The 25,592-nt window shown below is 61.5% G+C and carries 15 protein-coding genes and 1 pseudogene; 8 read left to right on the top strand and 8 right to left on the bottom strand.

All coding sequences use genetic code 11. The annotated features are described in order from the left end of the window. Positions 1–55: 55 nt before the first annotated feature. From CFE428DRAFT_RS18555 to CFE428DRAFT_RS18575, 5 genes are all read right to left on the bottom strand, one after another. Positions 56–922, bottom strand: a complete 867-nt coding sequence (locus CFE428DRAFT_RS18555; RefSeq protein WP_006981154.1) for an alpha/beta hydrolase — start codon at positions 920–922, stop codon at positions 56–58. Between the two features lie 133 nt (positions 923–1,055). After that, the gene (gene rsmI, locus CFE428DRAFT_RS18560; protein ID WP_006981155.1) at positions 1,056–1,718 is read right to left on the bottom strand and encodes a 16S rRNA (cytidine(1402)-2'-O)-methyltransferase; all 663 of its coding nucleotides are present in this window, start codon (positions 1,716–1,718) and stop codon (positions 1,056–1,058) included. Positions 1,719–1,738: 20 nt separating this feature from the next. Then, the gene (gene lptE, locus CFE428DRAFT_RS18565; protein WP_006981156.1) at positions 1,739–2,263 is read right to left on the bottom strand and encodes an LPS assembly lipoprotein LptE; all 525 of its coding nucleotides are present in this window, start codon (positions 2,261–2,263) and stop codon (positions 1,739–1,741) included. Next, the gene (bamD, locus tag CFE428DRAFT_RS18570) at positions 2,260–3,519 is read right to left on the bottom strand and encodes an outer membrane protein assembly factor BamD (protein ID WP_006981157.1); all 1,260 of its coding nucleotides are present in this window, start codon (positions 3,517–3,519) and stop codon (positions 2,260–2,262) included. Before bamD ends, lptE begins: the two co-directional genes overlap by 4 nt. Positions 3,520–3,762: 243 nt before the next feature. Next, positions 3,763–4,608 carry a hypothetical protein gene (locus CFE428DRAFT_RS18575; RefSeq protein WP_006981158.1) on the bottom strand — a complete coding sequence of 282 codons (846 nt, stop codon included), beginning with the start codon at positions 4,606–4,608 and terminating at the stop codon, positions 3,763–3,765. Positions 4,609–4,733: 125 nt separating this feature from the next. Between CFE428DRAFT_RS18575 and rhaM the strand changes: the two genes are divergently transcribed. Beyond that, on the top strand, positions 4,734–5,048 hold the full coding sequence (gene rhaM / locus CFE428DRAFT_RS18580) for an L-rhamnose mutarotase (RefSeq protein WP_042725321.1): 315 nt from the start codon (positions 4,734–4,736) through the stop codon (positions 5,046–5,048). 352 nt (positions 5,049–5,400) lie between these two features. Then, positions 5,401–6,111 (top strand): TerC family protein, encoded by a 711-nt coding sequence (locus tag CFE428DRAFT_RS18585; protein WP_006981160.1) that lies wholly within the window; start codon positions 5,401–5,403, stop codon positions 6,109–6,111. 301 nt (positions 6,112–6,412) lie between these two features. Here the strand turns inward: CFE428DRAFT_RS18585 and CFE428DRAFT_RS18590 are convergent, their stop codons facing one another. The 3 genes from CFE428DRAFT_RS18590 to CFE428DRAFT_RS18600 all read right to left on the bottom strand — a co-directional run bounded on the left by CFE428DRAFT_RS18590 (position 6,413) and on the right by CFE428DRAFT_RS18600 (position 17,480). Continuing rightward, on the bottom strand, positions 6,413–11,140 hold the full coding sequence (locus CFE428DRAFT_RS18590; protein ID WP_006981161.1) for a tetratricopeptide repeat protein: 4,728 nt from the start codon (positions 11,138–11,140) through the stop codon (positions 6,413–6,415). 279 nt (positions 11,141–11,419) lie between these two features. Further along, a complete protein-coding gene (locus CFE428DRAFT_RS18595; RefSeq protein WP_006981162.1) occupies positions 11,420–13,492 on the bottom strand; it encodes a BamA/OMP85 family outer membrane protein in 2,073 nt (690 codons plus the stop codon). 28 nt (positions 13,493–13,520) lie between these two features. Beyond that, complete coding sequence (locus tag CFE428DRAFT_RS18600) at positions 13,521–17,480, bottom strand: translocation/assembly module TamB domain-containing protein (protein ID WP_006981163.1); 3,960 nt, start codon at positions 17,478–17,480, stop codon at positions 13,521–13,523. An 86-nt stretch (positions 17,481–17,566) separates the two neighbouring features. Here CFE428DRAFT_RS18600 and CFE428DRAFT_RS18605 point away from each other — a divergent pair, with 86 nt between their 5' ends. The 6 genes and pseudogenes from CFE428DRAFT_RS18605 to CFE428DRAFT_RS18635 all read left to right on the top strand — a co-directional run bounded on the left by CFE428DRAFT_RS18605 (position 17,567) and on the right by CFE428DRAFT_RS18635 (position 25,539). After that, a complete protein-coding gene (locus CFE428DRAFT_RS18605; protein WP_006981164.1) occupies positions 17,567–18,502 on the top strand; it encodes a YihY/virulence factor BrkB family protein in 936 nt (311 codons plus the stop codon). Between the two features lie 4 nt (positions 18,503–18,506). Next, a complete protein-coding gene (locus CFE428DRAFT_RS18610) occupies positions 18,507–20,243 on the top strand; it encodes an ABC transporter ATP-binding protein (RefSeq protein WP_006981165.1) in 1,737 nt (578 codons plus the stop codon). A 407-nt stretch (positions 20,244–20,650) separates the two neighbouring features. Then, positions 20,651–21,430, top strand: coding sequence for a glycoside hydrolase family 16 protein (locus tag CFE428DRAFT_RS18615; protein WP_049975685.1), 780 nt, complete (start codon positions 20,651–20,653; stop codon positions 21,428–21,430). A 182-nt stretch (positions 21,431–21,612) separates the two neighbouring features. Further along, positions 21,613–23,382, top strand: a complete 1,770-nt coding sequence (locus CFE428DRAFT_RS18620) for a GMC family oxidoreductase (protein WP_006981167.1) — start codon at positions 21,613–21,615, stop codon at positions 23,380–23,382. Between the two features lie 152 nt (positions 23,383–23,534). Beyond that, positions 23,535–24,134, top strand: a pseudogene (locus tag CFE428DRAFT_RS39930) (gluconate 2-dehydrogenase subunit 3 family protein). Positions 24,135–24,153: 19 nt separating this feature from the next. Continuing rightward, positions 24,154–25,539, top strand: coding sequence for an enolase C-terminal domain-like protein (locus CFE428DRAFT_RS18635; RefSeq protein ID WP_006981170.1), 1,386 nt, complete (start codon positions 24,154–24,156; stop codon positions 25,537–25,539). Positions 25,540–25,592 lie beyond the last annotated feature (53 nt).

Below are 25,592 nucleotides of genomic sequence, written 5' to 3' on the forward strand. Positions count from 1 at the left end.
AGTTTTTTAAACCTACCACGCGACCACGGCCTTTCAGCCTGTTTCCTGCCGAGCGCTATTTTGTGGGTAGCGACTCCAGAAATTCCTTCATGAGCGCGATGCGCTCGGGGTCGGTGAATTGCTTCCCGCCGTGGACGGCGCCGGGGATGATGACGAGCTTCACCGGAAGGCCGGCTTTCTCATAAGCGGCAGCGAGTTCCTTGGACTGCTCAGGCGGCATCTGGGGATCGGCATCGCCATGGAGAAGCAGTAACGGCGGATCGTGAGCGTCGATGTGATTGACCGGGCTGGCGAGCCTGGCGAGCTCGGGTTTTTCGGTGGGGAGCCCGCCGAGGAGTAATTGCAATGCGGGGATACGGACGCTGCGGCCATGGTCGGTGCTTTGCTCGAGGATGGTCATGAAATTCGAGGCACCGAAGAGGCTGATGATGCCTTGCACATCGCTCGATTGGTCGAGATTGCCGCCGACGGTTCCTTCGAGTTCCTTGTCGCCATTGGTGACTCCGACGAGCGCCGCGAGATGGCCACCGGCAGACGCGCCGGCGATGACGATGCGATGCGCGTCGATGCCGAGCTGGGATTGTTGCGCGCGCAGAAAGCGGATGGCCGCTTTGATATCGTGAGCCTGCGCGGGGAAGGGGGCTTGCGTGGAGAGACGGTAATCGATGCTGGCCAGCGCGAAGCCCTGATCAACGAGGGGGCGGAGCGGATTTTCCTTTTTCGATCCGCCGCGCCACGCTCCACCGTGCACATAGACAATCAGCGGCGGGTGGGCCTTTTCCGGAAGGTAAAGGTCGAGCTTCAGCGACAGATCGCCGACACGGGCGTACTCGATGTCGCGCTTGATATCGATGGCCGAGGCCAGTGACGGAAAGACCAGTGCGAGGAAGAGGACGAACGCGAGACGGCGCGCGGGGGACATGAAGAAAAGGATGAAGGCGGAAGGATGAAGGATGAAGAAAAAAGCGACGCGCTCTTTGGCGACCGAACGTCCGCACTCCCCATCCCGCGCAGCGCGCTTTACTTCATCCTTCCGCCTTCATCCCTCATCCTTTTCACACCCCGCTGACCAGGAACACGATCTCGCCCTTCACCGACTTGGCGGAATAGTGCGCGAGCAGTTCGGGGGCGAGGCCGATGCGGAACTCTTCGAATTGCTTGGTCAACTCGCGGGCGACACAGAGCCGGCGCTCGGGAAAACGCTGAGCGCAGACTTCGAGCGTCTTGAGCAGGCGATGCGGGGACTCGAAGAAGACGGTGGTCACTTCGCGCGCCGAGGCGGCGAGAAGATCGCGCTCACGTCCGCCGCTCTTCACCGGGAGAAAGCCGCCGTAGAAAAACGCCTCCGCGGGAAAACCGCTGCCGATGAGAGCGGTGAGCACCGCGCTGGGGCCGGGCAGAATGGTGTAAGGTAGTCCGCGCTCGATGCAGGCGCGCAGGAGACGATGGCCAGGATCGCTGATGCCCGGCAGCCCCGCGTCGGTGATGACGGCGATGTGTTTGCCGGCGGCCAGCTCCTCGATCAATTCCGCGGTGCGGCGCGCTTCGTTGTGCTCGTGGTAACTGACGAGCGGCTTGTGGATCTCGTAATGGCGCAGGAGATTGCCCGAGTGCCGCGTGTCTTCGCAGGCAATGAGATCGGCGCTTTTCAGCGTCTCCAGCGCACGCAGGGTGATGTCCCCGAGATTGCCGATGGGGGTGGCGACGAGCGAGAGCACGGGGCAGGGCTTCCCGCGCCTTACCAGCCTTCGGCGTACTGGCTCACGAGCTGCACCGCCATGTCGGCGGCGGCCAGCGGCACGGCCTGGCGTTCGTCCTGGTTCACGTCCTGAGAGACGGAATCCGAACCGGTGGCGTAGAAGCTGGTGGTGCCGGTGACGACGCGCTGGTCGACGATCACCCCGGTGCTCTTCTTGGTGAGCTTGAAGCGGCAGCGTACGTTGAGCGTGTATTCCTTGGTGAGGAGGACGTTGCCCCGGACCGAGCGCGCGGGATTGCGCTGAAGGACGTCGAGCGTGCCTTCGAGGATCGCGTCAGCATCCTTCTCGTCGACGATCTGGTAAGTGCCATCCTGCTGGAATTGATTGATGACGGTGGTGGCGAGGATTGTCTCGACGCGGGGTTCGAGCGTGTCATTCCGGAAGGTTGGAATGGCGATCTTGTGAATGCCTTCCATGAACTTCGGCTGGACCGGTCCGATGTGATATCCTGCACAACCGGTGAAAACGAACGCTGCCAGGGACAGCAAAAAGGCGAATCTCATTGGTTCAGCTTGGGCGGCTCGGACTCGGGCGGAGCAGGGGTGAGAGGCAGGGTGCCCGCGGGCTTCGTCTCTCCGCCGGGCAGCGGAGGCTCCACCGCCGGGACGGGGCCGAGGTTATCCGGTGAGGTGCGCAGCTTTGGCTTCGCCGGCGCGGTCTCGACTTTCTGCTTTAGCTCCGCCACGGGCGGGCCGACGTAGTCCGGTCGCGAGACGGTATCCACCTTGGCCTGCAGTTTCCGGCGCTCGAGCGCGCGGTTGCCGGTCTCGGTGCGTTCCGGTCCGGCGCGCAGGGCGTCCTCGCCGTATTCGTTCTTCAGCGCCTCGATGCGGCCTTTCGCATATTCGGCCTCGGGCGAACCGGGCTGCGCCTTGATCACATCATTGTAGTAAATGACCGCCGACTTGAACTTCCGCGTCTTGTCGTAAAATTTCGCGATATCGAGGATGTTCTTGTTGGTGCCACCTTCGAGGTTGCGGATGTTCTCGTTGGCCTGCGCCACTTTTTCGCTATTCGGATAACGGGCGGTGAAGTCTTCGAACGCTTCGCGGGCCTTGCGATTCGTCGCGGGATCGTAGGAGCCCTCACGAGCGTCCTTCGCCCGAACGTAACCGACTTGATAAAGCGCGTCTGCTGCCACCGGGTCATTCGGATATTTCGTGTAGACCGCCTGATACGCCTCGATGGCTTTCGGATAATCGTTCTGCTTCTCCAGCGCCTGGCCGACATTGAACTGCGAGAGCGGCGCCAGTTTGCTGAACGGCGCGTTCTTCACGATGCTCTCGAACATGGCCTGCGCGCGCTGCATCGAGGGCCCCACCGGCACGCCGAAAACCTTGCGCTTCTGGCCTTCGAGGAAAAGCTTGGCGATCTTGAACATCGAATCCACGACCGCATCGAAATCCTCACCCTGCGGATACTTCGTCAGGTAGGAATTGTATGCATCGAAAGCCTTGTCGTAGTCGTGGTGCTTTTCGAGCAACATGCCGACTTTGCGCTGCGCCTTGGGCGCGAGAAACGATTGGCCGAAGCGTTTGACCAGCGCCTTGTACGATTTGTAAGCCCCAGAGTCGTTGCCGCTTGCCTCGAGTTTCTCCGCCTTTTTCATTTGCTCGGCGGCGCTGCCGGCCACCGCGGTGTCGTCACCTTCCACGGTCCAACCCTCGTCGGAGCGATAGACGACGGCTGCGTTCACCTGGCTCAGAGGCATCAGGAGGGACAGCAGCGTCAGGGCAACAAGAGGCGCGGTTTTCGACATGAGGCGCGCACGCTAAGCAAGCAAGGCGGGTGCGTCAAGCGATCAGCCGAGGGGGAGGCGGGGCCTCCAGAGTAGCGGCGCTGAGCTATTTCTCCAGAGTGAAGCGGTCCCGGCGGCTTCCGTGGTTTCACCGGGCTGGCGATTCCCGGGCCGCGGCCGCGGTCAGAAATGAGACGGAGGTGCCGCTGACGTGTGACATGTTCGCCAGACTCCCCTTGCTTTCCCAATGCGACCGGTTCGCGTTCACACTGGGCCGGAGAAGAGCGCGGTGAGCCGGCCCAGGAACGGGCGCAGGGCCTGCGGGCTGTAATTCTGCCACTCGGTGAAATGCTGGCTGAGCGACTTGCCCGGCTGATGGGCGCCGATATTGAGATAAGCCATCGCCGCCCAGCCGGCCGGTTCGGCTTCGAAGAGCGGGAGCATCTGGCGCGCGATGATCACTTCCTTTTCGCGCAGTACGGGATTCTCCCGCAGGGAGGCTTCATTCTGTCGGAACCACGCGAGGAAGCTGGTATCGGCGGGCAGTTGGTGCTCCGGCTTGGCCAGACGATCGCTGGCGTATTTGGCCATCGCCGGCGCGTAGGAGCGCCACGTTTCATAAGGAGCATTCTGCGCCCACGTGACACCGAGTCGGCGCAGGACGAACAACGAACTGGTCTCGCACAGGCTTTCCTCGAACCAGAGATTCGAATGGCGGCCCGGGTGCCAGCCGTGCAGGGCGATGGCGCTGTGCTGGGCGAGCGCGTGGCAGAATTCGTGGCCAAATTGAAACGCCATCTGCGCCCAACGCGCGTCCTCGCTGTTCAGGCCGATGCGGATGCGCCCGCGCCAGTCGTGCCCGAAATCGGTCTGCGGAAAATCGGTGCGGTGATAGATGTGGACCGGCTTGATGCGCTGGCCCGGGCAATTCTGCCAGACCTCATTTGCCGCGGAGAGAGTCACCGCGCGCACATCGGCCGAAGAAGCGCTGCCCCAGCCGCGGTTGTCGATGATGATTTCGAGGGTGTCGCTGTCGGCCACGGCCTGGGCGAGGCGCGGCGTGCCAAGGCCCGCGGCAGCGAGCGCGGTGAGAAAACGGCGGCGATGCATGGATGAAAGGAGCGCGCCGCTTCTCGCACCGTTCGCGGGCAAAGACGAGCACGGAATCCGCGGAAAGAGGTTTGAAGGCGAGGCAGGTAATCGGGAAAGTGGCCGCCGCATCCCCGACTGGAACTATGATTCGCAAAGCTTTTGTTATGTCCGTCCATGCCAGCAGCGAGGAAGAATACGCGCGGCGGCACTCCCCGATCTGGCCTGAGCTGGAACAAGTCCTCAAAGACCATGGCGCGCACAATTACTCCATCTTCCTGCATCCCGGGACGCGGCAGCTTTTCGGCTATGTGGAGATCGAGGACGAGGCGCGGTGGAACGCGATTGCGCAAACGCCCATCTGCCAAAAGTGGTGGACGCGCATGGCCGATGTGATGCCGGCCAATCCGGACCACAGTCCGGTCGCGCAGGAGTTGAAGGAAGTCTTTCACCTCGTGTAGTGCCTGAGTTGATAGTGGAGAGTGGATATTTGAGGCTTGGCGAGAAGTCCATGGTGCCGTGGGGACAATTGATAGCCGCCTTTCGGCCTGCCACATCGCCGGCCGAATCGCTGTTGAGCGCGCCAGGAACGCTTGCGTTTTGGAGTGCGCGCGCTGCTGCGCCGCTTTGAGAACCAGTCCTCGAAAAGCAGCCGCGCATCGCATCATCGAAACGCCGCTCGCCCGTGCATCGCCAAATGCGGAGCGTAATCATCGCCAGCGTTTCCATCGGGGAATCCGCTGCCTGAAAGTAGCGCCCTCGGCTGCCGATTTGCCTTTACCCGAAACGTTTTCGAGACCTTCCTTTCCGGCCATGTCGATTACGGACCCGAATCTCTGGATTAGCCTGGTGACGCTGACCGCGCTCGAGATCGTCCTGGGGATTGATAACATCATCTTCATCACGATCCTCGCCGGGAAGTTGGCCGAGGCGTTGCAGGGACGGGCCCGGACGATCGGTCTGGCGCTGGCGCTGATCACACGCGTGCTCCTCCTGTGTTCGATCTTCTGGCTCACGCGGCTCACCGCACCGCTCTTCCATGTTTTCGGCCATGGCTTCTCCGGACGCGATCTCGTGATGATCGCGGGCGGCTTGTTCCTCCTGTGGAAAAGTGTGCACGAAATTCACGGCACCGTGGAAGGCGAGGAAAGCGGTCAGCCCGAAAAGAAGAGTACGGGCTTTTGGGGGGTGATCGCGCAGATCGTGGTCATCGATATCGTCTTCTCGCTCGATTCCGTCATCACCGCGGTCGGCCTCGCGCAGCATATTGAAGTGATGATTGCCGCGGTGGTGCTGGCCATGGGGGTGATGCTGCTCGCCGCCAAACCGATCGGAGACTTCGTCAATCGTCACCCGACAATCAAGATGCTCGCGCTTTCCTTCCTCCTACTTGTCGGCATGGTGCTCATCGCGGATGGTTGCGGGCAGCACGTCGACAAGGGCTACATCTATTTCGCCATGGCTTTCTCGTTCGCGGTCGAAATGCTGAACATCCGCATGCGCAAAAAGCAGGCGAAGGGGTGATCTTTTAAAACGCAGAGACGCGGCGCGGCAAAGCCGCAACCAAAAGGGGAGCCACGAACATGCGAAAAGACAGGGAAGGGAAAGTGACCCGCGAATCACCCGAATGACGCGAATGATCTGCCCTCATTCGTGTTATTTGCGTGATTCGCGGGCCAAAAATTCTACGCGTCGTGCGGACATTTTCATGGTTAGCACTGCAGAGACGCAGAGGCGTGGAAGAGACATTTGTGGCCGGCATTGGTCCACGACGTGGCAGGCCGAAAACCGGCTATCAACTATCAACTGTCAACTATCAACTCCCCTACAGTTTGATCGTCTCGCCCGGTTTCCCCTTGGAGCCAGGGCCGAGACGTTTGACCAATTCGTCGAGTCGTTTTTGCAAATCGGGTTGCTTGCGAAGTTGAGGGGAGGCCTGGATTTTTTTCACCAGTTCCGCCGCCTGGGTGGTCATGCCTACCTGGTTCATCAGCTCCGCGGCCGAAAGTTGAAGCTCGAGGTTGTAGAGATCGGAGGCCTTGATCTTGAGCAAGATCGCGACAGCTTCCGAATTCATACCCATCCGGTTGATTGTTTCCGCGACCGAGAGTTGGACGGCGCCGCGGTGAAATTCCTCGGAGTCTTTGATTGTCTGCAACAGAGCGGCGACGTCCGCGGCCAAACCCGCACGATTCAACACCTCCATGGCCATCAATCGCTGCTTTGTATCACGAAAGTCGGCGGTGATCTGGAGTCTTCGTATAATCTTTTTGGCTTCTGTGGGCAGGCCGGCCTGAGTCATCAAATCCGCCGCTGTCAGATTCTGTTCGACGTCCGGAGTGGACGCGACTCGCAAGGCGCTCCCATCCCACGAGATCCACTCCTGGAGAGCGCGGTTGGCGGCTTCCTTTTGGGAAATGGACAGCGCCAGTTTTGCCCGGTCCAAGTAGGGCCGGCCGTCATAGAGGTCCGGGAGTTTCTCATCGATGTGGAGAGCCAGTTCACGACCTTCGGGCCATTCGGCCAGGACGTCGGCCAATGAGCGCAATGTCACGCGGGTCTGGGGAGCCCACGGCGCGAGCACGCCAATGTCCCCGAGCAGTCCCGTCGCTACCAGTCGATCCGGCATCCCCGGTCTGCCCGTCGACTGTAACTCGTCCAGGATTTCATCGAATTCCTTTTTCATGGAAGCGAGCCGCGCGGGGTTGTGTTTGAGGATATCAATCCACAAGACGAGCAACTGCTCTGGGCTGTGGGGGTGAGCCGCCGCGACTGCGGCCGCTTTGGCCCTGAGCGCGTCCAGCACATTCGCGTCGCTGGCCAGCTGCATCACCTTCGTGCCCTGGAGACTGGACTTGTGATCCTGGAAAATGGTCTGGCTCCACTTTCTCTCGGGAGACACGATTTTATAGCCCCACGGCTGACGCGCGACGGGAGGGAGGAAATAGCTCTCGAATTCCTGGATTGCCTCATCCTTGCGACCGGCTTTGAGTAACGCCGGAATCAGCGACTGCAGGAGGTTGGTTTCCTGAAATGAGGAAGTGGTTCCCCGCCTTGCGCGCGCCAGTGCGGCCTGCCACAGCTGGATCGCTTCCGCGGGCTTTCCATCCTGATTCATTGCCTCCGCGACCTGCTGGTAATAAAAGGTCGTATCCCGAGAGAAGAAAGCGAGAGCCGCCAGAAGATTGCCCGGCGGTGTTTTGAGCAAAATGGTACTGAATTGGTCGAGCTGCCCGGCGGCTTTGAAAGTGGCGAGATACCCGTTGAAACCTTCGCTGAAGATCGCCTGTGGATCTTTGGCAAAGACTGCCTCCCAAACGCGCACGGCGTCGGCCGGCTGACGATTCGCCGCGAGCGCGCCGCCCAGCCGGAGTTGGAGCGAAAGATCGTTCGGGCGCAACTCTACGGCACGACGAGCGTAGGTGACGGCCTGCGCGGCGTCGTTTTCGAAAGCATCGGCCAGCCGCAACACGGTTTCGAGCGATTGGGGATTGGCTGCCAATTGCCTTTTGAGTTCATCGGTATACTCGGTCAGGACGCTTCCTCGCCGCAGCGCGTCGAGTGCCGCCCTCCGATAGTACCGCTCCATCGCCGTCGTACCCAAAGGTGAAACCCGGGCGAGAATCCCGTGAGCCAGTCCAGTCGCCGTGCGCAAATTGCGGGCCGCCGATTCCCGCTCCAGTTCCTTCACCGCCCCGGCCATGCCGGTGTAGAACTTCACTTCGCTCTTCGCCCGCTTGCTGCTTTGGAAATTCAAGGCCTGTTCCTGGAGGCCGAGATCCTTCATCACTCTCTCCAGCGTGTCGTCCGAATCGATCGACGGGAAGCCGGCCAGTTGCACGGCCAGCGTTTTGGCGCGTTCGTTGTCTTTCTGCGCCCGGGCCAGGACCAGGAGTCGCGCCACTTGGTCGCTGGCAATGTCGGGATCGGTGGTGGACACCTTTTCCAATTCGCCTCGCGCTTCATCATAGCGTTCCATCTCGGTGAGCATCGAGCCCGCGAGGAGATGCACTTCATCGTTGCCGGTGGCGGTTGCGAGATCGAGGGCTTCGTGGATCGCCCGGTCGCGATCTTTCATCCACCACGAAAGACAAATGACCGCCAGGCGGGCATGCAGATTCCGGGGCGACGGGAGCTCCTTTGCTTTTTGGCTGATCGCCGTGCGCAGCGCGGCGCCCTTTCCGTACTGGTTGGGAATCTCGAAAATCTCAAACCAGCTCCACGAAAAGCGGTAAATGAGCCGCCCGTCGTAGGGAAATTTTTGCACCGCATGCAAAATCGAACGCCCCTGCCACAAGCTGCTGCGGAGATTGGTGCGGTCAAAAGTGTCCTGCATCCCCGAGACGAGCCATTTCATCAGGCGGGGATCGTCCGGATTTTGTTCGGCGATGACTCGGGCGAGCTGTGTCTTGCGAGTTTCTTGTCCGGTGTAGGGGCTGCCGGGGTTTTCCGCTTTCTCCTTCTCCTCCTGTGTGGTGAGCATCGCCTCGGCGTGTTCCACATCCCCCGTGGCCATGGCGAGATCCATGGCCATGTACTGACGATCGGCGGGAACTGCCTTCCACCCTTCCAGCGCCGTGCGGGCCGCCTCCACGGCTTCTTTGCCCTGTCCCGCCAGCTTCAGGACTTTGCTCAATTCCACCTGACCGAGGACCAAGGTGTCCGGATGTTTCTCCCGCGCCAGAAACGCTTTTAGGAGAGAAGACAACACGGAGGGATCGACGTCCACCCGGCCGGTGCCCGGCAGGATATTGGCGCCGAGCTCGAGCAGAACTTCGAGGCCGATCGCCTGGGTCAGCTCGTCGCCGGATGGGGCGGTGGCTTCGGCGGTCAGTTCCTGCAAAAGAGGATCGAGCGCCTGCACCAGGGCCAGGCGGGCGATTCGCTCGGCACGAGGCAGCTTGGCCAGCGTCGGTTGCAGTTCCGCCATCCATTCCGCGCTGTGGCCTTCCTGCCGCTCGAGGACCGAGTGGATGACCAGCGCCGCATCGGCGGCCTCAGCCGCTGTTTGCGGCAGGTGGCGCCTCGACGGGAATTGATTGTACGCCGAAAAATGGGGAAGCTCTTCCAGGGAAAAGGCGGGGTTGTTGAGTCCACTTCCGATCTTATCGAGTAAATCGCGCATTCCCGCACCGTGGACGTTGCGCCGGGCAAAATCGGCCGCCGCGCCATGGCCGATACCGGAATCATAAGTCACGGCGCCCGTAGTGTAGCCACGGAGTTCGTCCTTGTTGTTTTCCCCCGGGGCTTGCACCGGCGGTGCGGCGGCTTCGAGTTCACGCAGGTATTTTTTCGCGCCGACGAAATCACCGGCCTGCATTCGCGCCTCCGCCAAAAGAAAGCGTCCGCGCCAGTCTCCGGGCTTTTTGGCGAGAAACGATTCGAGCAGGCGGCTGGTGATTTCTCCCTGGCTGACGGCGCCGGCCAGGAGCAGCACATCGTGCCAGGGCATGGGGTCGGCGAAAATAGCGTCTTCATTCGCCTGCAAGCCCTTCAGCGCGTCGGTGGACTCGTGAGAATAGAACAGGGCGGAGATGAGTTCGATTTGGTGCGCCGTGCTCGGGGAAACTTCCGCGAGCAACCGCCCCAGGCGGACACGATCGCCAAGATCCTGCTGCTCGATGCTCAAACGCCACGCTTCGGTGAGAAAGAGTGGGTCGCGCGAGCGCGGACCCAATGCCCGCATCAACTCGGCGTGGGCTGCCGAAGCATTTTGAATCGAGCGCTGAATTTCCGCGAGATACACGAAGTAGCGCCAGCCCTCCTTTTCCGTGCGGCTCCTGGTGCGGAAGGTCGCGACGAGTTCATTGAGGCGGCCCATGCGGTTCGCTGCCTCGCCCAGGGCGGCGGTAAGGTCGAAACGCGCCAGCGGATCGCTCTCGGTATCGAACGCGGTGGTGAGAATTTTGTATTCTTCATCGAACTTCGGCCCGCGCAGAGCGGCGAATGCGGCATCCTTCGCGGTCGCCACGCGCTGTTCCCCCGCCGGCTGCGAGGCAGGAGGAAGGGGCGGCTTCGGCCAGGTCGCGGTTTCGATCGGTTGACGGAGTTCATCGAGCACCTGGGCGAGCAGCAAACTCGCGTCCGCGTCGTCGCCATGCGAGGCGACATAGTTTTTCCACATGTCCGCCAGCCCGGAGAGATCGTCCGCACGGCGATAAGTATCTTCGAGGCGCAGGCGGATTTCGTGGGCGATGCCGCTCTTCGGCGGGAGCAGCGTGAGCGCTTTTTGATATGCTTCCCGAGCCGTGGCGATTTCGAACTGCGCTTCGGAAAGCTGCGCGAGTTTGATCGTGGCCAGTGCCTTCTGCTCGGAAGTGGCGCCCGGAAGTTCGAGGCAGGATTGGTAGCGCGCAGCCGCGTCCTTGAGGTCGCCGGTGTCGGCGAGTCGATCGCCCTCGGCGTCGAGATCCGTGGCCGCCTTCGGCCATTGGCGGGTGAGTTGCTGCCAACTTTCCGATGCGCTTGGAGAGGCCGCCGGGGAAGAGGATTGCGCGGCGCTGATACCAGCAGCCGCGAGCCAGCCGGCGAGGCAAAGAATGCGTGTGTTCACAGGGAGGAGGGAAGGGGTTGGAACGATCGGTGACGTGTCGCCCCCGAAAGTACGCCATCAAACCCAGCACGCCCGGAACCGACAAGGGGCAGCGTGGGCCGTCTTCGCATCCAACGCAAGCGCCCGGTGGACGGCCGGGCAGTTCCCAGCGGTCGTGGAAATCGTGTCAGCGGGGAGGCGGTGTCGGAGGGACGCGCTCCTGCGCGTTCCCGCTATTCCTTCGGTCAGAGCCCGCAAGATTGGGGAACGCGCAGGAGCGCATCCCTCCAGCACCTTTCTCTAAAACGCGAAGCCGAAGCTGAAGTTAATCGCCCCGATGGATTCATTCGGGCGGCGGTCGGGATTGAGGCCGAAGTCGAGACGGATGGGACCGATGGGCAGTTTGTAACGGATGCCCAGGCCGACGCCGTAACGCATGTCGCCGGATTCCGGCAGGTGATCGTTGGTCACGCTGCCGGCATCCACAAAGACGGCTCCGCTCAGTGCGGTGGTAATCGGCACGGTGTATTCGATATTGAAGACCGTATAGACATTGCCGCCCACAGGATGACCGTGATTCGTCGGGCCGAGTTGGCGCTCGGCGAAACTGCGCACGGTATTGCTGCCGCCGTTGAAAAAGCGTGAGTCGATCGGGACGTTCTCCGCATTGGTCGAGATGTAACCACCGCGGGCGCCAAAGGCCAGCATGGTCTTGCCGATCGGCAGGTAGTAGGAGAAGCGGCCGAGGCCGCGCATGAAACTTTCTCCACCCTGGACGGTCGAGACGTCGAGGGAGGTATTGAAGACGAAGCCGCGGCCGGGATTGATCGGGTCGTTGCGGAAATCGGAATTCTGGGTGAGGCCGACGACGGCGATGGTGTATTGGAGCGGCCCGAGCAGATCCTCGCTGATGCCATTCGCCGTCACCTTGCGATTGGCGATTTCGCCGAAAACGCCGAGCTCCAGGTGGGGCATCAACTTGCGGGTGAGATCGGTGCGAGCACCGATGGCGTTCTTGGAATAGCCATCTTCATCCCGCGCCTCCGAGTAGATGCGGGTGCGGAGCGCAAAGCGGGAGTCGAGGAACCAGGGATCGACGTAGAGCAATTCGCCCTTGAGACCGCGCTGCGAATAGTCGGCGGAAAACGTGAGGGGACGGCCATGGCCGAAGAGATCACGATCGGCGAGGCGGATACCCGCGGAGGCGCCTTCGTAGCTTCCGTAACCGAGGGTAAAGCCGACTTCCTTGGCCTTGGCCTCAGTGGCGGTGAGGTCGATGTCGAGATCGTTGTTTGGCTGAGGCTCGAGCGAGATGCGGAGGCTATCGAAAAGACCGGTGCTCAGCATCTCCCGATAAGTCTCGTCGAGCTTGGCCGGATCGTAGACCTGCCCGCGCAACGGAGCGAAACGCTTGGGGAGGAAGTTGGCGTGCAATCGGGGCTTGACCGGCGTTTCGTTGCGGACCGTCACTTTGCCAAAGCGGAAGAGTCCCTTTGGCGCGACGTGAAAGGCAATGGGCACGCGCCCGCCATGCGGAGACGGTGTCGCGTCACCAGTCGCAATGACCTCCGCCTGATAGTAGCCGTGCGCCTTGTAGAAAGACTGCAGGTTCCGCTGCATGGTGGTGGCAATGCCGGGCGCGAAGGGGCCGTTCGTCGCTTCGCCCAGCGCCCCCACGAGTTTCTCGCGCGGGAAGATCGTTTCGCCGGTGAAGGTGATCTCCCCCACCGTGTAAGCGGGACCCTCGGTGATGGCGACCGTGACCTCGGCCTGGGCGCCGTCGCGGGAAAGCCGCACTTTCGAAGCGTCGATGGTGACGTTGAGATAGCCCTTGGAAAGGTACAGGCCGCGCACGCGATCGACACCGGCGGAAATCTCCGCGGTGGTGTAGGGAAATTTCGCCGGTTCGCGCGCGAGGCGCTCCGGCGTGGCGCCGATCATGTAGTCGTAGAGCGTCTTGTCATCGACCACGTGGTTCCCGGTGAAGTTAAGCTTGTGCAGGGTGGAGCGCGGCCCCTCCTTGATCTTGATGACGACCTTGCCGCCGCGAATTTCGTAACTCACGTCGACTTGGGCAAAGCCCTTCTTGCGATAGTACGAACCGATGTAAAAAGCGAGATCGTCAGCCCGCGCGGTGGTGACGCCTTTCTCGATGATGTCGCGGATTTCTTCGGCCTCCGCCGAGCGCAATTCCGGCTCGGGAATATTCTGTGCGCCAGTGATCTCGATCTTATTGCGCCCCACGTCCTGCGCCGTTTCCACGAGCAAATTCGCGCCCAGCGCCGTGCCCGCGGCGTTCGTGTCCTGGGCGGAAGCAGCGGTCGCCCCGCACGTGACAAGGAGAGCAGTGAGGATACGGGTGCGAAATTTCACGCGGGTTACCGGAAACGAATGAGATATTTCAGCCGTCCTGTGAAGCCTTCATCCGTGACGAGGTCGCCGATGAGGTAAAATGCATTCGTGATCCGGATCCGGCTGGTGATCTGCTGGCCGCCGGTTTTGTTATCGACTGCGCCCATTTCCAGTTTGAAGCGATCCATGAAATTCCCGTTGTCCTGTTTGTTCCGGTCGATGGCCGGTGCCTTGTTGGGGCAGGAAAATTTTGCGATACAGCTCCTGAACGGCGAGCATGGCCGCTTTGCTGGCCAGCACGTCGGCATTGTTGGAAAGTTGATCGCGGGTGACGCCCGGTCGCGAGCAGGGAGATGATGTCGGAATAGGGGAGCGGCGGCTCGCTGCTCAGCGTGACCTGCGGGTCGGAGGCCTTGCCATAGAAGTAGGCGTGAACGAGATAGTTGCTCGTCTGGGAATCGGCCTGCAAATCGAGCGACGGCTGGAAGGGGGCGTCCTTGGTGAAATAGACGAAGCCGCGCGAAATCTTGAGCGTGCTGAAGGGCAGGGAGGCCTTGAATTCCTCGACGTGGATCGAGCCCTCGAGATACGGGGCCAGGCCGGTGCCGCTGAGTTTCAGGTCGATGGCCGCCGCGCCATTGGCGAGGTTGCCGCGGACGAGAAAGGAGTCGTCCGGCTTGGTCTTGATGGCGAGGTCGAATTTCCAGTCACGCAAGGGCGGCTGGGGAAAGGAGACGCCGGTGTCCATGCTGCGCGCGGTCTTGGGCGCGGGCTTGGCCCTGCCTGGCAGGGCGATGGGCAGGATGTCGATTTCCTTGAAGAAGCGCGAATGGGTGGCGTAGACCGTTCCGCTCACGCTGGCCGCGGCGAGCGGGCCGGTGAGCTTGACGTCGGCATCGGAGCGAACGGTGATGGAATCGTTGCGCATCACGAGCACTTCGTCCGCCTGCAGGTGCAGGTCGAAATTGGGCTCAGTAAGTTTGGTCAGCTTGATCGCGCCGCCGAGCTTCAGTTTGCCGCCGCCGAGTTCGCCCTCGAAGGTGTTGAAGCGCAGCGTGTCTTCGTTGAAACCGAGTTGGGCCTTGAAGGCGCCGAGCGCGGGAATGCTCTCGTTTTCAAAGCGCGCGCTCTTGACGTCGATATTCGCGGAACCGCTCAGCGCCGGCTTCTCCACGGTGCCGGCCACGCGCACATCGAGGCCCACCGTGCCGTCGATGCGATGCACTTGCGTGGTGAGCTTCGGCACGATCGCGAGCGAGGAGGGCGGCAGATTGACCTGCACGTCGAGCGGCAGCGCCGGGTCGAGCTTCTTGCTCTTAATCGTGGCCTGGAGATCGAGCGGGACGTGGCCCTTGATGGTGAGCGGCTGGATCTGCGGCTGTTTCGCCGTGGCGGCGAGGGTGAGCTCGTTGTTCGAAAAGTGTAGGTCGAGATCGAGATCGGCGGGATCCAATGCGGCGACGGCCTTGGCCTTGAGTTTGCGGCCCTGGAATTTCAAATGCGCCAGCGGTTGCGACAGCGTGCCTCCGGCCACGACATTGGTGCTGATCGTGCCACTGGCCGGCGAGGTCTGGCCGAAGTTGGCGAGCAGCTTTTCCAGATCGAGGTCCTTGGCATTGATATTAGCCGCGATGCGCTCGTCGAGCGGGATGAGTTGCTGCGGATGATCGAGGTCGATGGGGAGGAAGAGGTAGCCGGTGAGCACGGTAAGCGTGCCTTGCGCGAGATTGATGTCCTTGAGCCGCACCTTGCCTTCCTTCATCTCGAGGCTGCCGGTGAAACTGGTCGGACCGGTGACGAATTTTAAGTCCGTGGTTTGCGCGAAGCCGGGGCCGTAGAGGCCGCCGAGCTTGATCTCGCTGAGGTCGATCTTGTCGAAGCGCCCCTTGGTGAGCGCGAAGTTGAGCTGGCCGGTGTGATCGAGCTTTGGCGCATACGGCGGCTTGATCGTTGCGGGTTCGCCCTTGCCGGACCAATCGAGATGCAGGTTGCCGGTGAGCGGTTGCTGCATTTTGAAAACGGCGAGCAACGAGTGCAGCGCGGTGAGGTCCTTGATGTCCAGGAGGACCGCGCCTTCATACGGAAAGGGCGCGCGCGCCTCGCCCTGGCCGGTGATGGCGATTTGGTCGGTGGCGTTGAGCTGCAAGGTCAGTTGCTCGACCTTGGCGATGCTGTCCTGGATCTGGATGCTGCCGGCCAGCGCGCCGGTCTTGAAATCGCCGAGTCGGAAATCGCCGCCGTCGATTTGGACATGGCCGTTCAGCCGGTTGTTTTCCATTTTCACCAAGCCATCGCTCTGCACATGGCCGGAGAGCGCCTGGTCGCTCACCTTGATGCCGAAGTCCTCGAGCTTCGGGACGTGAATGGCGAACTTGGCATCGATCGGCGCGGTTGCTGCCGTGGCCAAATCTTTCGGAATGCGATAGGTGCCCTGCGCCGTCACGGAGTTTTCCGCGCGATGCACTTCGAGGCCGTGCAGGGTGATCTGGTCGTTGTGCGCCTCGACATCGAGCTTCATGGAATCGATGCTGAAATCCTGCACGCGCACGCCGTTCACCGCGGCGACGAGATGGGCGGAAAGATCGTCGAAGGGCGTGGCCGGGGCGGGCATCAGGCGCTTATTCGCCGTGAGGCGCAGGGTGGTGTTGTCGAGATTCAGCTTCTGGTTCGACACCAGCTTTGCATCGAGAGTGAGATCGGTATTCACCCAGCCCTTGCTCATCTTGATCGGGCCGCCGCCGCTGATCGTCCCCTGGAGCGGTTCGGGCATCATGGCCGTGAGCGCCGCCAGATCGGGGGCATTGATCTTGAGCGAAGCGTTCACCTCGCTCATCGGAAAATCGTTCACCGACTCCGGCAGGACCACGGTCGCGGTCAAGGCAACGGAGTTCTTTCCGGCGGCGATGTTCACCCCGCTGACTTCCGCCTTGCCGTTGAGGAATTGCGCGTTGAGCTCCACGCTATCGACTTTCATCGGACCCGCCGCGAGCGCCTCGACGCGGAGTTTTGCGTGCCCTTTCCAAGTCTGCGGCATTTCCGGCTCACCGGTGTGGAGCACATCCAGGAGGGCCAGCTTGGCGACCGGTGGCTTCGGCGCGCCGAAATAACTGGCCGCCGCTTCGAGCCCGACATTCGCGGCTTCAATCTGCAGCGTGGTGTTGTAACTCTTATCGAGGTTTTTGCCCTTCTTGTTGAGCTGATTGCCGGCCAGCGAGACGTGCAGCGTGCCGCCAAAGAGATCGGCTTTTAAATCCACGCTGCCCTTGTTTTGCGCACGCTGGGAGGCGTCGAAATTGACCTCCTCGAGCACCAGATCCGGGGCGAGGACGAGATGACGAATGAAGAAATTGCGCTTCGCGTAGCTGGTCTCCGCGGAAAGATTCTCCCACAACGGCACGCCTGGGATATTGAGCTTCGCGATCTTCAGGTAACCCACCGCTTCGGGATCGAGGAAGAGCGAGAAGCCTTTCACCTCGGTGATGTTCTTCTCCGCGCGCACGGTGATGTTGAAATTCTGGATGCGCACCTTGTCGGCATACGCCGCCGGCTGGCCGAGGACGTTGTTCAAATCCTGGGCGAGTTCCATTTTCTGCTCGTGCTCGGGCTGGCTCTTGCTCGGCGAGGCGATGAAATCCAGGTCGGCATTGGTGACCTCGTAGCTCCGCAGGAATTCGCCGATGCCATGTTTGATCAGGCTCGGGATGCTGTAATCCAGCCGGACCCGCTCGATATCGATCTTCCGCACCGGGCTGGGACCCTTGCCGGTGGGAACGGCATGGACGCCCTCGACGATCAGGTTCGTAAAAACGCTGCCCGAAAAATGGACATCGAGCGTCAGATTCTGCTTGGCCGCCAGTTTGATGAGAAAAAGCCGCATTCCCACGTGGAACAGCGGCCGATGGAAAATGATCACCACCAGCAGCAGAATACCGGTCCACCGGAGGACACGCCGGAACCACCCGCGCTTGGGTGCTTTCGGGGCAGACGGCTTCTTCTCGGGTTCCGGCATCGGTGGCAAGGCTACCAGTCCATTCGTATGCTGCAAGACGCCCGGAGGTTGGCAGATGGAAATATTTCCGCCTACATTCCGCGGCGATGAGTGCTTTCCGACGATTTTTCCGCAATGCCGGTCCCCCCTTTCGGCTCTGGATCGTGCAGCGAATTCACATTCTCTGGCGGGCGGTCGTCAAATACGACGAGACCGACGGCGAGCAGCGGGCGGCCTCTTTTGCCTACTACGCCTTCTTCGCCATGTTCCCGCTCATCGTCCTGCTGGTCACAATCAGCACCAATTTCTTCGGCAACCGGGCCGTGGCCACGGACCGGATCATGAGCTACATCGCCCCCTACATGCCGCTGGATACCAAGGACTCGAAGATGATCGTCACCACCATCGACGGCGTCGTGCAGTCCCGCAAAAGCGCGGGCATCATCGCCTTCGGTATCCTGGCCTGGAGCGCCCTGAAGTTCTTCCAGGCCCTGGTCCACGGGGTGAACCGCGCCTGGGGCACGAAGCAATACTCCTGGTGGCGCATGCCGATCAAGAATCTCGCCATGACCGCGATCCTGGCCAGCGCACTCCTCCTCGGCACCATCATCCCGGCGATATTTAAATACGTGGAATACTTCTATTGGACGCACTCGTGGGAGGTGCATCTGGATTTCTGGTTCGTAAAACCGCTCTTCGACAATGTGCTCTATCCGCTCGTGCCGCTGGTTGTGCTCTTCTATGGCTTTGTGATGTTTTATAAATTCGCGCCCCGGCGCCGTACCCTGTTGCGGGAAGTCTGGCCAGCGGCGCTCTTTGTCACCCTCGCGCTCGAGATCCTCCAGCGACTCTTCATTCTCTACACGCGAAATATCGGGCACTTCAACGCGCTCTACGGCACCTTCGGAACGGTCGTCGCCTTGTTGCTCTGGATCTATCTCAGTGGTTCGATCATCATCATGGGCGGATGCCTCTGCGCGGCGAAATACGAGATCGAGATGAGTCTCACCGACCAGTCCGAATCCAATCACGCCCGCGACTAATTCTGTGGCCAATCATTCCTCTTCCGCGGAGCCGCGGCGCAAGCTGAGCTTCCACGAAATCACCGGGCTTTTGCATTACGTGCGCCCGTGGCGCGGGCGCTTCGCGCTGGCCATGGTGGCGCTGCTCGTCTCGATGAGCTTCGGGCTCTGCTTCCCGCTGCTCATTGGGCGCTTGATCGATTCCGCCATGCCGACGGAAGCCGCGCTGCGGGTCACCAGTTGGCATCCCTCCATCAATACTGTGGCGCTGCTGCTCGCCGGGACGCTGGCCATCCAGGCGGTGCTCACCTTTTTTTACTCCTACACCTTCAATTTCGTGGGTGAGAATGCCGTGGTGCGCCTGCGGCAGCAGCTTTACGACACGCTGCTTTCGCTGCCGATGAAGTTCTTCGGCGAGCATCGCGTGGGCGAACTCACCAGCCGGCTCTCGAACGATCTCACGCTGCTCACCGACACGCTGGCCGGCACGGTGCCGCAGGCCCTGCGGCAGATGATGATGCTCTTCGGCGGCGTGGTGGCGATCGTGGCGATCTCGCCGCGCTTGTCACTGGTCATGGTGTCGACCTTTCCCGTGCTGATGCTGGTCGCGGTTTTCCTCGGACGCAAAGTGCGGCGGGTCTCGCGCGAGGCGCAGGATCGGCTGGCCGAAAGCGCGACGATCATCGAAGAAACATTCCAAGGCATCGCGAATGTGAAGGCTTTCACCAACGAGCGCTACGAAGTGCAGCGCTACGGCGTGGGGTTGCACGCCTATCTGAATGCGACGCTGCGCGGCGTGCGGCGGCGGGCGAGTCTCGTGTCCTTCATCATTCTCGGGATCTTCGGGTCGATCACCTTTGTCATGTGGTATGGCGCCACGCTCATGCAGGCGGGGCGCTTGTCGCACGGGCAACTCACCACCTTCACGCTCTACACCTTGTTTGTCGGCGGCGCGGTGTCGTCGTTTGCCGAGGTCTTCAGCCAGCTCCAGCGGGTGCTCGGGGCGCAGGAGCGGGTCCAGGAGCTATTGGGCGAGACGGGAGAGCCGGCCGCGGAGGCTGGGGCTCTGGAACGTTTTCGTGGCGATGTGGAATTTGCCGGCGTCGGTTTTTCGTATCCCTCGCGGCCGGATTTGCCGGTGCTGCGCGACTTGTCGCTCGCCGCGCGGGCGGGCGAAAAAATCGCCCTCGTCGGGCCGAGTGGCGCGGGAAAATCGACCATCGTTTCGCTGCTGCTGCGTTTTTATGAACCGGACATCGGCCGCATTTTGATCGACGGCGCGGAAGCGCACACGCTGGCCCTCGGGTCGGTGCGGGGCAACATGGCCATCGTGCCCCAGGAAGTGCTGCTCTTCGGCGGCAGCATCCGTGACAATATTGCCTACGGCCGCCCGCAGGCGACGGAAGAGGAAATATTCGAAGCTTCCCGCCGGGCGCATTGCCATGAATTCATCAGCCGCTTTCCCGAGGGCTACGGGACGCTGGTCGGCGAACGTGGCGTGAAGCTCAGCGGCGGCCAGCGCCAGCGCATCGCCATCGCGCGGGCGTTGCTCAAGGATCCCGCAATCCTCATTCTCGACGAGGCGACGAGCTCGCTCGATAGCGAGAGTGAAGCCCTCATTCAGGAAGCGCTGGCCGAGCTGCTCATCGGGCGCACGTCCTTCATCATCGCGCATCGACTCAGCACCGTGCGGCAATGCGATCGCATTTTGCGTGATCGAGCAGGGGACCATGATCGAAAAGCGGCACGCACGCGGAGTTGATGGAATTCACCGACGGCACGTACCGGCGTCTGGCCGAGCGGCAATTCGCGACCGCGCATTAAGGCGCGAGGCGTTCCAAAAAAGACGTCATCCTGAGCGGAGCGGGGAAGCACGGGCGGAGCCGAAGGACCTCTGACTTCCGTGGGTTTTTGTGCGGAGCTGCACCGCTGCACGGGCACCCGCGCGCTTTCATTTAACCGTGGCGTAATATCCCTGCTAATTCAGATAAAAGAAGGATTGCGAATCCTGGGTTCCTTCCGCCGCTCAGCTCCGCGCAAAAACCCACGGAAGTCAGAGGTCCTTCGACTCCGCCCATGCTTCCCCGCTTCGCTCAGGATGACATTGTTTTTTTCGCTCGCTCCGCGCGAAGCATGACACGTCCCATCCATTCCGCTATCACCTTGGCGATGCGTCTCCCCCTGCTGGCCTTCTTCCTCCTGCCACTCCTCGTCCGCGCCGATCCACTGCCGGTCAAACCTCAGGACCTCGGCTATCACCTCACCTGGTCTGATGAATTCGATGGGACCAAGCTGGACACCACGAAATGGCAGACGAACTACGCGCCCAAGGTCCATCCCCTCGGCTGCAACGGCGAGCTCCAAGCCTACGCGCCGGAAAATGTCACGCTACGCGACGGCAAGCTCTTCCTCCGCGCCGATCGCACCCCACGCGAAGGCCTGCCCTACAGCTCCGGCATGGTCGCGTCGCACGACAAGTTTTCCCTGCGCTACGGCTGGTTTGAAACGCGCGTGAAGCTGCCGCGCGGAAAGGGTTTCTGGCCGGCGTTCTGGCTGCTGCCGCAGAGCCGCCAATGGCCGCCGGAGATCGACATCATGGAGCACAAGGGCAGCCTCTTGAATCACGTGTGGCTCACCGTGCATCGTCCGCAGCCGGGCACCTGGCGCCCGAAATCCGACGGCACGGAATGGACCGGCCCGGATTTCACCGGCGACTTCCACACCTTCGCCGTCGACTGGCGGCCGGATCGCGTAGTCTGGTTCGTCGACGGCATCGAGCGTCACCACTGGCGCGGCGACGCCGATTTCGGGCCGATGTACATCATCCTCAACCTTGCCGTCGGCGGCCAGTGGGACGGAAATCCCGACGCCGAGGCCCCATTTCCGTCCGCCATGGAAGTCGATTACGTGCGCGTCTATCGGTTGCCGGAGGCCACACCTGTCCACTGAGAAGACAGTAAAAAGGGCCCGCGAATCACACCAATGACGCGAATTAAAGAATCTCTATTTGTGTTATTTGTGTGATTCGCGGGCCAATGAATCCTTCCGCCGGTTTACCACGCAGCCTCTGAAATGCCCGCCGAATTTTCCGCTGGCAGCGCAACGTCACCTCATGGAAAGTGCGCGACTCTATGCCGCTGATTACCCCTCGAAAGTCCGCCATTAACTATGATGTCATCGTCGTTGGTTCGGGGGCGGGCGGCGGCATGGCGGCGTATAATCTGACCAAGGCTGGCTTGAAGGTGCTGATGCTCGAGGCCGGGCGAAATTACGACCCGCTCACCGAGACGCCGATGTTCGAAAATGCCGCGCAAGCCCCGCTGCGCGGCGCGCCCACTCCGGACAAGCACTTCGGCTTTTTCGACGCCACGGTGAACGGCGGTTGGACGGTGCCGGGCGAGCCTTACGTGATCAAGCGCGAGGGCCAGGACAAATGGCAGGAAGCCAGCGACTGGCAGGCCAAGGAGAAGAAAGGGGATCGACAGAATTTCATGTGGTGGCGTCCGCGCATGCTCGGCGGCCGCACCAACCACTGGGGCCGCATCGCCTTGCGCATGGGTCCGTACGATTTCAAGCCGCGCAGTCGCGACGGCCTTGGCCTCGACTGGCCGTTCACTTACGAGGAATTCGAACCGTGGTACGACAAGGCGGAGGCGTTGATCGGCGTCTTCGGTTCCAATGAAGGATTGGAGAACACCCCGAATTCGCGCAACGGCACGTTGATGCCGCCGCCCAAACCGCGCGGCTACGAACTGCTCACGAAGAAGGCCTGCAAGCAGCTCGGTATCCCGGTCATTCCCTCGCACCTCGCGATTCTCACCAAGCCGCTGAATAATCGCGCGGCCTGCTTCTATGCGACCGAATGCGGTCGCGGTTGCGCGATCAAGGCGAACTTCCAGTCGACCACCGTGCTCCTCCCGCCGGCGGTCGAAACGGGCAATCTCGACATCATCACCGACGCCATGGTGCGCGAGGTGATCGTGGGCAAGGACGGCAAGGCGACCGGCGTGCTCTACATCGACAAGGAGACGGGCAAGGAAGCGCGGGCCACGGCGCGCGTGGTCATCCTCGCCGCGGGCGGCTGCGAAAGCGCGCGCATCCTGCTCAATTCCAAATCGAACCTCTTCCCGAACGGCCTGGCCAACAGCTCCGGCAAAGTGGGCCGCTATCTCATGGACACGGTCGGCAGCAGCCTCAGCGGCCACATCCCCGCGCTGGAAAATTGCCCGCCGCATAACGAAGACGGGGCCAGTGGCATGCACATGTATATGCCATGGTGGCTCTACCAGGAGCAGAAGGCCAGCAAGATGGACTTCGCGCGCGGCTATCACATCGAGTTCGGCGGCGGCCGCCGCATGCCGGGCCTGACCACCGTTCCGAACCCGAAGGTCTACGGCAAGCAGCTCAAGGAAGACGCCCGCCGCTACTACGGCGCGAGCGTCGGCTTCAGCGGCCGTGGCGAAATGATTCCCAACGAGGATTCCTATTGCGAGGTCGACCCGGAGAAAAAGGATAAGTACGGCATCCCCGTCCTGCGCTTCCATTGGAAATTCAGTGACCACGAGAAGAAGCAGGCCGTGCACATGCAACAGACCTTCGCGAATATCATCGAAGCCCTCGGCGGCAAGATCAATGGCAAGCCGGAACTCGATCCGGAGAAAGCTTTCCTGCCCGGCGGCTCGATCATCCACGAAGTCGGCACCACTTGTCTCGGCGACGACCCGAAGAAGTCGGTGCTCAACCAATGGTGTCAGACCTGGGACGTGCCGAATCTTTTCGTGACCGATGGCGGTCCCTTCGTGAGCAACGCCGACAAGAATCCCACCCTCACCATCCTCGCCCTCTGCATGCGCACCACGACCTGGCTCGCCGAGGAAATGCGGAAGGGGAATATCGGTTAATTTCGCAAATCACCTTCTTAATCTTAATCTTAATCTTAATCTTAATCCCCGCGCCCACCCCTCTTCATCTCACTTCCCTGATCGAATCCCCTTAAGAGTAAGATTAGGATCAAGATTACGATTAAGAGCCGGAACCTCGCAGACCTACCCCTATGACCCCACAACCTCTCTCCCGCCGCGAGGCGCTCAAGCGCGTGATCGGCGTCTCGATCGCCCTCTCTTCGCTGAACATTTCGTCCTATGGTGCGGTGCAAGGCATCGGCACCGACCCGAATTTGCACAAAAAGGAAATCCCCTGGCCGCGCGTGCTCACCGATGAGGAGAAGCGCACCGCGACCGCCCTGGGCGACATCATTGTGCCGGCAGATGAATTCGGCCCCGCGGCCAGTGCGGTCGGCGTGCTCGACTTCATCGATGAATGGGTGAGCGCCCCGTACGAAGCGCAGCAGAAGGACCAGAAGGTCATTCGCCCCGGGCTCGAGTGATCAATGACGAAGCGAAGAAGCGCTTCAAAAGCCTTCGCGGAATGCGCCCTGGCCGACCAGACGGCGATCGTCGATGACATCGTCAAGGACGGCACGGACGCGCACAAAAAAGCCTTCAGCTTCTTCAAGAACTTCCGCGACCGCGTGACCGGTGGCTACTACTCTACGCCGGAAGGCTGGAAAGCGATCGGCTATGTGGGCAACACCCCGATGATCGAATTCCCCGGCCCGCCGCCCGAAGTGCTGAAGCACCTCGGCCTCGAATAACCTTTCGCCCATTCCTACGGTGCAAAAGCCAACCGACATAGTCGTTCGCGAAACGGAGCTTTTTTTCCTGCCCACGCATCTGCGCGTCCCGCTGAAATTCGGCGCGCAGGTCGTGACGCGTGCCCTCTGCGCGCGCGTGCGGGTGCGGGTGGAAGATCGGGAGGGCCGCAGCGCCGAAGGCTGGGGCGAAACGCCCCTGAGCGTCGGCTGGGTATGGCCATCGACCCTCACTTGGGACGAGCGCGAAAACCGGATGCGCGATTTCACCATCCGCATCGCGCAGGAACTGCCAAAAGTTGGCCAGTTCGGGCACCCGATGGAATTGGGGCATGGCTTTCAGGAACATCATCTCGAGAAACTGCGCAGCGAGCTGAACCAGGGGCAGAGCGAAGAGATGCCGCATCTCGCCGCGCTGGTCTGCCATTCGCTCTTCGACCTGGCGATTTTCGACGCCTACGGCAATCTCCATCAGCGGCCGGTGTTCGATACGCTTTCCGCGGAATGGCTGAGCGGCGATCTCGCGCGGTTCCTCGAGCCGTCGGCGAAATTTGCCGGTAAATGGCCCGTGGATTTCCTCACGCCGCGACGGGAGCGGTTGCCGGTCTGGCATCTCATCGGTGGCCTCGATCCGGTGGAGCGCGAGGAACTCACGGGCTCGGAGCCGAACGATGGCTACCCGGTGTTGCTGCGCGACTGGATTCGGGCGGATGGGCTGCAGTGTCTCAAGATCAAGCTGCGGGGCAATGACGCGGCGTGGGATTACGCGCGCATCGTGAAGATCGGGAAGATTTCGATCGAGGAAGGCGTGACGTGGTTGACTGCTGATTTCAACTGCACGGTGACCGATCCGGCGTACGTCACGGAGATTCTCGACCGGTTGCTGATCGAAGAGCCGCGCATCTACGGCATGCTGCTCTACATCGAGCAGCCGTTCCCGTATGATCTCGAGGCGAATCGCATCGATGTGCATGCGGTCAGCGCGCGCAAACCCCTGTTCCTCGACGAGAGCGCGCATGACTGGCATTTCGTGCGGTTGGGGCGCGAGCTCGGCTGGACCGGTGTGGCGCTCAAGACTTGCAAGACCCTCACCGGTGCGCTGCTCAGCCTGTGCTGGGCGCGTGCACATGGCATGACGCTGATGGTGCAGGACCTCACGAATGTGATGTTCGCGCAGATTCCACACGTCACGCTGGCCGCGTATGCCGGGACGATCATGGGCGTGGAGAGCAACGGGATGCAGTTCTGCCCCGAGGCATCGCTCATCGAAGCGAAAGTGCATCCGGGGCTGTATCGGCGTCGGGATGGGGTGCTCGATCTGAGCACGCTGACCGGGCCGGGCTTCGGCTATCACGTCGCGGAGATCGGCCGGCAACTGCCGTCGGCTGCCGCGCATTTCGGGTCGTGAGTTTTGCACGGGAAGCAAAACATCGGAGGGATGCGCTCCTGCGCGTTCCCCAT

Origin of the sequence: Chthoniobacter flavus Ellin428 (genome assembly GCF_000173075.1) — a bacterium.
Classification (GTDB): Bacteria; Verrucomicrobiota; Verrucomicrobiia; order Chthoniobacterales; family Chthoniobacteraceae; genus Chthoniobacter; species Chthoniobacter flavus.

Bases quoted from the DNA above. Each gene is read 5' to 3' on its own strand.
- lptE (WP_006981156.1), bottom strand. From the start codon at position 2,263: ATGAGATTCGCCTTTTTGCTGTCCCTGGCAGCGTTCGTTTTCACCGGT.
- CFE428DRAFT_RS18620 (WP_006981167.1), top strand. From the start codon at position 21,613: ATGCCGCTGATTACCCCTCGAAAGTCCGCCATTAACTATGATGTCATC.
- CFE428DRAFT_RS18585 (WP_006981160.1), top strand. From the start codon at position 5,401: ATGTCGATTACGGACCCGAATCTCTGGATTAGCCTGGTGACGCTGACC.
- CFE428DRAFT_RS18555 (WP_006981154.1), bottom strand. From the start codon at position 922: ATGTCCCCCGCGCGCCGTCTCGCGTTCGTCCTCTTCCTCGCACTGGTC.
- bamD (WP_006981157.1), bottom strand. From the start codon at position 3,519: ATGTCGAAAACCGCGCCTCTTGTTGCCCTGACGCTGCTGTCCCTCCTG.
- CFE428DRAFT_RS18600 (WP_006981163.1), bottom strand. From the start codon at position 17,480: ATGCCGGAACCCGAGAAGAAGCCGTCTGCCCCGAAAGCACCCAAGCGC.
- CFE428DRAFT_RS18575 (WP_006981158.1), bottom strand. From the start codon at position 4,608: ATGCATCGCCGCCGTTTTCTCACCGCGCTCGCTGCCGCGGGCCTTGGC.
- rhaM (WP_042725321.1), top strand. From the start codon at position 4,734: ATGATTCGCAAAGCTTTTGTTATGTCCGTCCATGCCAGCAGCGAGGAA.
- CFE428DRAFT_RS18605 (WP_006981164.1), top strand. From the start codon at position 17,567: ATGAGTGCTTTCCGACGATTTTTCCGCAATGCCGGTCCCCCCTTTCGG.
- CFE428DRAFT_RS18615 (WP_049975685.1), top strand. From the start codon at position 20,651: ATGCGTCTCCCCCTGCTGGCCTTCTTCCTCCTGCCACTCCTCGTCCGC.